This window comes from Stenotrophomonas sp. 22692 (assembly GCF_052045015.1).
Taxonomy (GTDB): domain Bacteria; phylum Pseudomonadota; class Gammaproteobacteria; order Xanthomonadales; family Xanthomonadaceae; genus Stenotrophomonas; species Stenotrophomonas geniculata.
The window spans coordinates 21,528-28,069 of record NZ_JBQEMR010000046.1; the positions used below are offsets into that span (position 1 = coordinate 21,528).

The window sequence follows — 6,542 nt, forward strand, 5'->3', positions numbered from 1 at the left end:
GAGCGGCGGCGCCACCTGATCGCGGGCCACGGCCCGCTTCCCCTGTGCGTGCTTTGCTGGCGGAAACGCCGGGCAGGGCAGCCCTTGCCCAGAGAGTCCCATGACCCCCCCTGTACATCCGACACCCCCGGCCGCACCACCGCTGTGGCGCACCTACTTGGCCCTGCTGCTGCCGATGCTGCTGACCAATGCGCTGCAGCTTGCCGCAGGCACGCTGGACAACATCTACCTCGGCCATCTGCTGGGGACGCAGGCGGTGGCTGCCGCCGCAGCGTTCTTCCCGGTCTTCTTCCTGCTGTTGGCCCTGGTAATGGGCCTGGCGACCGGTGCGATGGTGCTGATCGGCCAGGCCTGGGGCGCGGGCCGGCCGCAGCAGGCGCGCGCTGTGGCTGGCAGCGCGGTGGCGCTGATCCTGCTCATGTCGGTGCTGGTGATGGTCGTGGGCGGCGGTTTCGCTCCAGAGCTGCTGGTGGCACTCGGTACGCCGGCCCCGATCCTCGGCGAATCCATCGTCTATGCCCGTATCCTGCTGCTGGCGGTACCGGTGTTCTTCCTGCTGTGGCTGGCCACTGCGGTGAGCCGCGCGGTGGGCGATGCGAAGACGCCGCTGCATGCGCTGCTGCTGGCCACGGTGGTCGGCCTGCTGTGCACGCCGCTGCTGATCCTGGGCTGGGCCGGCCTGCCGCAGCTGGGCGCAGCCAGTGCGGCAGTCTCGGCGGCGCTCGCCTCGCTGCTGGCCCTGGCCTGGCTGATGTGGCGGTGGCAGCGGATGGGGCACCCGTTGGCACCGGGGCATGAGTTGCTGCGAGCGATCCGTTTCGATGGAGCACTCATCCGTCCGATGCTACGCATCGGCGTACCGTCCTCGCTGCAGATGCTCAGTCTGGCCGTGGCCGAGATCGTGCTGCTGGGCTGGATCAATCGCCACGGCTATACCGCCACGGCCGCCTACGGCGCGGTCAATCAGTTGATGAGCTGGGTGCAGCTGCCTGCGATGTCGCTGGGCATCACCGCCACCATCCTCGCCGCGCATGCGCTGGGGGCGGGATGTACGGCACGGCTGCCCGCCATCGCCCGCACCGGCGTGCTGCTTGGACTGGCGATACTGAGCGGGGTGGTGATGCTGGTTGTGGCGCTGGCGCCCTGGTTGACTGGCCTGATCCTGGCGGCGACCGACGTGCGCGAACTGGCCACGCAGCAATTGCGCACCGTGGTGTGGGGCGTGCTGGCGATGGGAGGCAGTGCGGTGCTGGTCGGAGTGATGCGAGGCGGTGGCACGGTGTTGTTGCCGGCGTTGCTGGGCATGGCGGCCGTATTGCTGCTGGAGCTGCCACTGGCGATGTGGCTGCAGTCCCGGCACGGACTGGCCGGGCTGTGGTGGGCGTGGCCGCTGGGGTTGCTGGCCATGCTGGTGATGCAGGTGCTCTGTTTTGCTCGCTGGAGGCGGGTGCAGGCTGGGTAGTGCCGGCCGCTTGCCGGCAATCCGGAATGGCCGGGGCAGTCGGCCAGGGGCCGGCTCTACCACTCGGTCAGGCGGGCAGCTTCAGCGCCGCTGTGCCAACAGCAGGTGGAAGTGCTTTTCGCGGGTCTGGCCGTCATTGCCGGCCGCGGATTCCCGGTGGCTGCGCCAGGCCGAGACACGGAAGCCCGATACCCGCAGTGCGAGCTCCACCACATCCAGCTCATGCAGTTGGAAGTCGGCAGCGAATGCCAGGCTGCGCATGAAGCTGGCGTCGCCAAAGGCCAGGCACAGGCGGCCGCCCCGGCGCAGTACCCGCGCCAGTTCGTCCAGCACCGGGGCCAGGTTCGGCCAGAAGTACAGGGTGTTGACCGCCAGCGCGGCATCCATCGCGGCATCGGCGACCGGCAGCGCATGGGCGTCGCCGTGCCGCATCGCCGCACGCTCGGCCAACCCGGCGCTGGCCAGCCGCTGGTTGCCGGCCTCGACCATGGCGGTGGACAGCTCGATGCCCAGATAGTGGCTGCCGGTGGCCTGCAGCATCAGCGGCGCGAAGGCCGCATTGCCCGGGCCGACCTCCAGGACCTGTTCACCGGCGCCGACGGCCAGCAGTCCGATCGCGGCCAGGTTGAGTGCGCCGTTGCTGCGGTTCATCGAGACGGCGACCGCCAACGCGGCCTCGCCATGGGGCTGCCGCAGTTGTGCGGCCAGGGTGGGAGCATCCAGCATCATCATCGTCCATTACAGAGTTTCGGACGTGGCGGCGGCGGGTCCGCCGGTGACCATAGCGCCGACCTTGTGGCTTGGGAAGTAGGGAAACCCCGATGCAGGGTGATGAGGAAATGTCCAACGTCGCAGTCGGTGAGATCTGGTTGTCCACAGGGGGTGTGGATTACGCGTGGGCAACTTTGTGGATAAGCCGCGACAGGCGCCACCCCCCTAGGCTGTCAAGATGGGTGGCGAAAAATTCACCGCTGGTGAGGGCAGGTGAGGGAGCGGTGAAGGCTGGGTCCTGCCAGCGCTGTCGCCAGTGGCGGCGCTCGCGGTAACCTGTGGGCCTTGATGCTCCGTGAGACCCCATGAAACGTCACTTCTCGATGCTGCGCGAATTCCAGCTGGCCGACTGGTTCACCCTGGCCAATGCTTTCTGCGGCACCGGTGCGGTCTTTGCCGCGATGCGCTTCCTGCAGGACGGCGAGCGCGGCTACCTGCTGTTCGGCATGGCGTTGATCCCGCTGGCTTTCATCTTCGATGCGCTCGACGGGCGCATCGCGCGCTGGCGCAAGTCCAGCTCTACCCTGGGTCGCGAGCTGGACTCGCTGTCCGACGTGATCTCCTTCGGCGTGGCGCCGGCGGCGCTGGCCTATGCCTGCGGCATGCAGGGCGGCTGGGACTGGCTGGTGCTGAGCTACTTCGTCTGCTGCGGCGTCAGCCGCCTGGCGCGCTACAACGTCACCGCCGAGGCGCTGGCCGGCGACGAGGGCAAGGTCAGGTTTTTCGAGGGCACTCCGATCCCGACCAGCCTGGTGCTGGTGATCGTGCTGGCGATCGCCGCCGGTACCGATGCCATCGGCCAGGACCTCTGGTTCGGCCAGTGGCAGATCGGTCCGTGGCAGCTGCACCCGATGGTGCTGCTGTTCGCCCTGTCCGGGTCGCTGATGATCAGCAAGACCCTGCGCATTCCCAAGCCATGAGCCAGCCCTGCGGAGGCCTGTGATGACCAGCTCGGCCCATGACGCCGGCAGCAGCGATTTCGAAGCCCTGGCGCGGCAGTACTTCGGCGCCTGGGGCGATGCCCTGCGCCATGCGAGCACGCCCGGTGCGCCGGCCGGTGACGACCCCGGCAGCTGGCAGCGGTTGTTCGACTGGTGGGGCCAGCTGTTGCCCGAACAGGGGCAGGGCGCACCGGGAGATGCCGTGCGCCGGTTCCGCGAACAGGCGGGCAGCTGGTACGGCACCATGCAGGAAGTGGCCGCGCGTTTCGCCGGCCGCGACGCCAGCAGCGCGGACGTGGCCCAGGCCTGGCGCGAGGCGGTGCAGGGGCAGGGCGACGGCATGCTGCAGTGGATGCTGCAGGGGGCCCGTGGCAGCACCCACGCCGGCGCCGCCGTGCCCGAATTCGCCGCATGGCTGCAGCAGTTCCAGCTGCAGGCTGGCCCGTGGCTGCAGAGCCCGGCATTCGGCCCGGGCCGCGAACACCAGGCGCGCTGGCAGGCACTGCTGCGCGCACAGGAAGAATACCAGCAGCATTCGCGCGCCTATGTCGACCTGATCAAGCGGGCACTGGACGAGGCCTTTGCGTTGTTCGAGCAGCGCCTGGCCGAGCACGAACAGCCGGGCAGCCAGCTGACCAGCGCCCGCGCGATGTTCGACCTGTGGATCGAAGTGGCCGAAGAGGCCTACGCCAAGGTCGCCATGTCCGAGCCGTTCCAGCAGGTATATGCCTCGCTGGGCAACGCACAGATGCGCCTGCGCGCCGGCCTGCAGCGTGAGGTGGAACAGATGAGTGAACGCATCGGCCTGCCGACCCGCAGCGAGATGGATGCCGCACACCGCCGTATCGCCGAGCTGGAGCGCAGCCTGCGCCGCCTGCAGGCACAGGTGGCGGTGCTGGCTGGAACTGCCGAGGTGGACCCAGTGGCGCAGCCGGCGCCGGCGAAGGTGAAGCCGGTCGTACGCAAGGCCGCGAAGAAGGCCGCGCCGGCAAAGAAGGCGGCTGCGAAAAAGGCGTCAGCGAAAAAGGCCGCACCTCGCACTTCCACTCGGACGCGTGACCGATGAAGGGGCCGCTGGGCTTCAACGCCGATGACCTGATGCAGGAAACCCTGGCCATGCAGCGCAAGCTGATGGAAGGGCTGAAGCTGCTGCCGCAGGTGGAAGACGTGGACTATGGCGTGACCGCGCGTGAGGAAGTCTGGCGCGACGGCAAGGTGGTGCTGTACCGCTTCGTCGGCGAACAGTCACCGACCCGGCGTACGCCGCTGCTGATCGTCTACGCGCTGGTCAACCGGCCGTACATGGTCGACCTGCAGGCCGACCGTTCGCTGGTGCAGAAGCTGCTGGCGCTGGGCCAGGACGTGTACGTGCTGGACTGGGGCTACCCGGATCGCTCGGAGCGCTTCCAGACCCTGGAGGACTACCTGCTGCGCTACATCGATGGCGCCGTCGATGCGTTGCGTGCGCGCAGTGGTGGCCCGGTCGACCTGCTGGGTATCTGCCAGGGCGGCGTGTTCGCACTCTGCTACGCCGCGTTGCGCCGGCAGAAGCTGGGCAAGCTGATCACCATGGTCACCCCGGTCGATTTCCAGACGGACGACAACATGCTCTCGCATTGGGCGCGGCAGGTGGACGTGGACCTGCTGGTCGACACGCTGGGCAACATCCCGGCCGACCTGATGAATGCCAGTTACCTGATGCTCAAGCCGTTCCGCTTGAACGTGCAGAAGTACGTGGGCCTGCTCGACATCCTCGATGACAAGGCCGCGCTGGAGGACTTCCTGCGCATGGAGAAGTGGATCTTCGACTCGCCGGACCTGGCGGGCGAGGCGTTCCGCGACTTCATCAAGCAGTTCTACCAGGGCAACGGATTGATGAACGGCACGGTGCGGATCGGCGAGGAGGCGGTGGATCTGTCGCAGGTGACCCTGCCGGTGCTGAACATCTACGCCGAGCAGGACCATCTGGTACCGCCGGACGCCTCGCGCGCGATGCGTGGGCGCTTGGGCACGGACGACTACACCGAGTCCAGTTTCCGCGGTGGGCATATTGGCATCTACGTTTCCGGCCGTGCGCAGCGCGAAGTGCCGGCCACGATCGATGGCTGGTTGAAGGCGCGTGACCTGTAGAGTCGAGCCATGCTCGACTGACCTGGGGGGATGATGACGTACCGGATTCTGTTGATTCTTGCGGCACTGCTGGCAGCGCCGCTTGCCCACGCCGCACCCAGTGCGGATGCACGGCGGGAGATCGCCCAGCTGATCGCCAGCCTGGACGGCTCCCAATGCCGCTTCCAGCGCAATGGCAGCTGGCACGATGGCAGTGATGCGCGTGCGCACCTGCAGCGCAAGTACGACTACCTGCTGAAGAAGGACATGGTGGACAGCGCCGAGCAGTTCATCGAGCGCGCTGCCAGCCAGAGCAGCATGAGTGGCAAGCCCTACCGCATCCAGTGCCCGGGACAGCCTGAACAGACCGCAGCCGCCTGGTTCGGCGCACGCCTGCAGGCCCTGCGCCACCGCACGCCGTAGACATGGGGGCGGTGTAGAGTCGAGCCATGCTCGACTGCTTTTTCCCGCAGCCCAGGAGAACCGCCATGAACACCACGCCGCGCACGCTGTCGCGTTCGTTGAACGACCGCATGATTGCCGGCGTGATGGGCGGCATCGCCCACCGCTTCGGCTGGAACCCCACGCTGGTGCGGATCGTGTTCGTGCTGGTCTCGATCGGCTCGGCGGCCTTCCCTGGCATCCTGGTCTACCTGATCCTGTGGCTGCTGATGCCGAACGAGGCCGATTGAAGACTGCCCCTGAGCCCTGGCCGATCTGGCTGCGCGCGCTGCAGGTACTGGGCGCGGTGTGGACGTCACCCAATTCCCTGATCGGCCTGATCGGCGGCCTGGCCGGCATGCTCGGCGGCGCGACATTGCGCTGGAGCGGCCGTGACTGTGCGTTGGTGTTCGACCGCTGGCCGTGGGGGCCGGGTGGGGCGATCACGCTGGGCAATGTGATCCTGCATACCGGTCATGATCTGGGCATTTCGTGCCGGACCTATGCGCATCAGGCGGGGTGGGGCGTGGAGCCGCTGATCCGGCTGGACGACCACGAACGCGCGCACGTCTACCAGTACATGGTGCTGGGGCCGCTGTACCTGCCGGTGTACCTGCTGTGTGGCGGGGTGAGTGCGCGGAATCCATTCGAGCGCGCGGCCGATCATTTTGCCCGGTTCGGGCACGGCTGGTGGCCGTAGGTTCCAGCCAACGGCGCAGCCCCTCGTGGCTTGGTCGCGGAATACGTTTCATGCGATTGGGCCGGGGGGGGGGGGGGGGGGGGGGGGGGGGGGGGGGGGGGGGGGGGGGGAGGGGGGG

At 68.0% G+C, this 6,542-nt stretch carries 8 protein-coding genes; 7 read left to right on the plus strand and 1 reads right to left on the minus strand.

Annotated elements, in window-relative coordinates; translation table 11 throughout:
* Positions 1 to 100 precede the first annotated feature (100 nt).
* Positions 101 to 1,462, plus strand: a complete 1,362-nt coding sequence (locus tag ACTJJM_RS19195) for an MATE family efflux transporter (protein ID WP_197602346.1) — start codon at positions 101 to 103, stop codon at positions 1,460 to 1,462.
* Positions 1,463 to 1,543: 81 nt separating this feature from the next.
* Here the strand turns inward: ACTJJM_RS19195 and ACTJJM_RS19200 are convergent, their stop codons facing one another.
* Positions 1,544 to 2,194, minus strand: a complete 651-nt coding sequence (locus ACTJJM_RS19200; protein WP_197602345.1) for a methyltransferase domain-containing protein — start codon at positions 2,192 to 2,194, stop codon at positions 1,544 to 1,546.
* A 344-nt stretch (positions 2,195 to 2,538) separates the two neighbouring features.
* Between ACTJJM_RS19200 and ACTJJM_RS19205 the strand changes: the two genes are divergently transcribed.
* The 6 genes from ACTJJM_RS19205 to ACTJJM_RS19230 all read left to right on the plus strand — a co-directional run bounded on the left by ACTJJM_RS19205 (position 2,539) and on the right by ACTJJM_RS19230 (position 6,424).
* Positions 2,539 to 3,153 (plus strand): CDP-alcohol phosphatidyltransferase family protein, encoded by a 615-nt coding sequence (locus ACTJJM_RS19205; protein WP_019338201.1) that lies wholly within the window; start codon positions 2,539 to 2,541, stop codon positions 3,151 to 3,153.
* A 22-nt stretch (positions 3,154 to 3,175) separates the two neighbouring features.
* Complete coding sequence (gene phaE, locus ACTJJM_RS19210; RefSeq protein WP_049455006.1) at positions 3,176 to 4,240, plus strand: class III poly(R)-hydroxyalkanoic acid synthase subunit PhaE; 1,065 nt, start codon at positions 3,176 to 3,178, stop codon at positions 4,238 to 4,240.
* Entirely contained in the window at positions 4,237 to 5,304 is a 1,068-nt protein-coding gene (phaC, locus tag ACTJJM_RS19215) for a class III poly(R)-hydroxyalkanoic acid synthase subunit PhaC (RefSeq protein WP_010484926.1), read from the plus strand. The genes phaE and phaC overlap by 4 nt, the downstream gene beginning before the upstream one ends.
* 33 nt (positions 5,305 to 5,337) lie before the next feature.
* Complete coding sequence (locus ACTJJM_RS19220; RefSeq protein WP_031269840.1) at positions 5,338 to 5,706, plus strand: YfeK family protein; 369 nt, start codon at positions 5,338 to 5,340, stop codon at positions 5,704 to 5,706.
* Between the two features lie 65 nt (positions 5,707 to 5,771).
* Positions 5,772 to 5,975, plus strand: coding sequence for a PspC domain-containing protein (locus ACTJJM_RS19225; RefSeq protein ID WP_010484929.1), 204 nt, complete (start codon positions 5,772 to 5,774; stop codon positions 5,973 to 5,975).
* Positions 5,972 to 6,424, plus strand: a complete 453-nt coding sequence (locus tag ACTJJM_RS19230) for a hypothetical protein (RefSeq protein ID WP_010484931.1) — start codon at positions 5,972 to 5,974, stop codon at positions 6,422 to 6,424. Before ACTJJM_RS19225 ends, ACTJJM_RS19230 begins: the two co-directional genes overlap by 4 nt.
* Positions 6,425 to 6,542 lie beyond the last annotated feature (118 nt).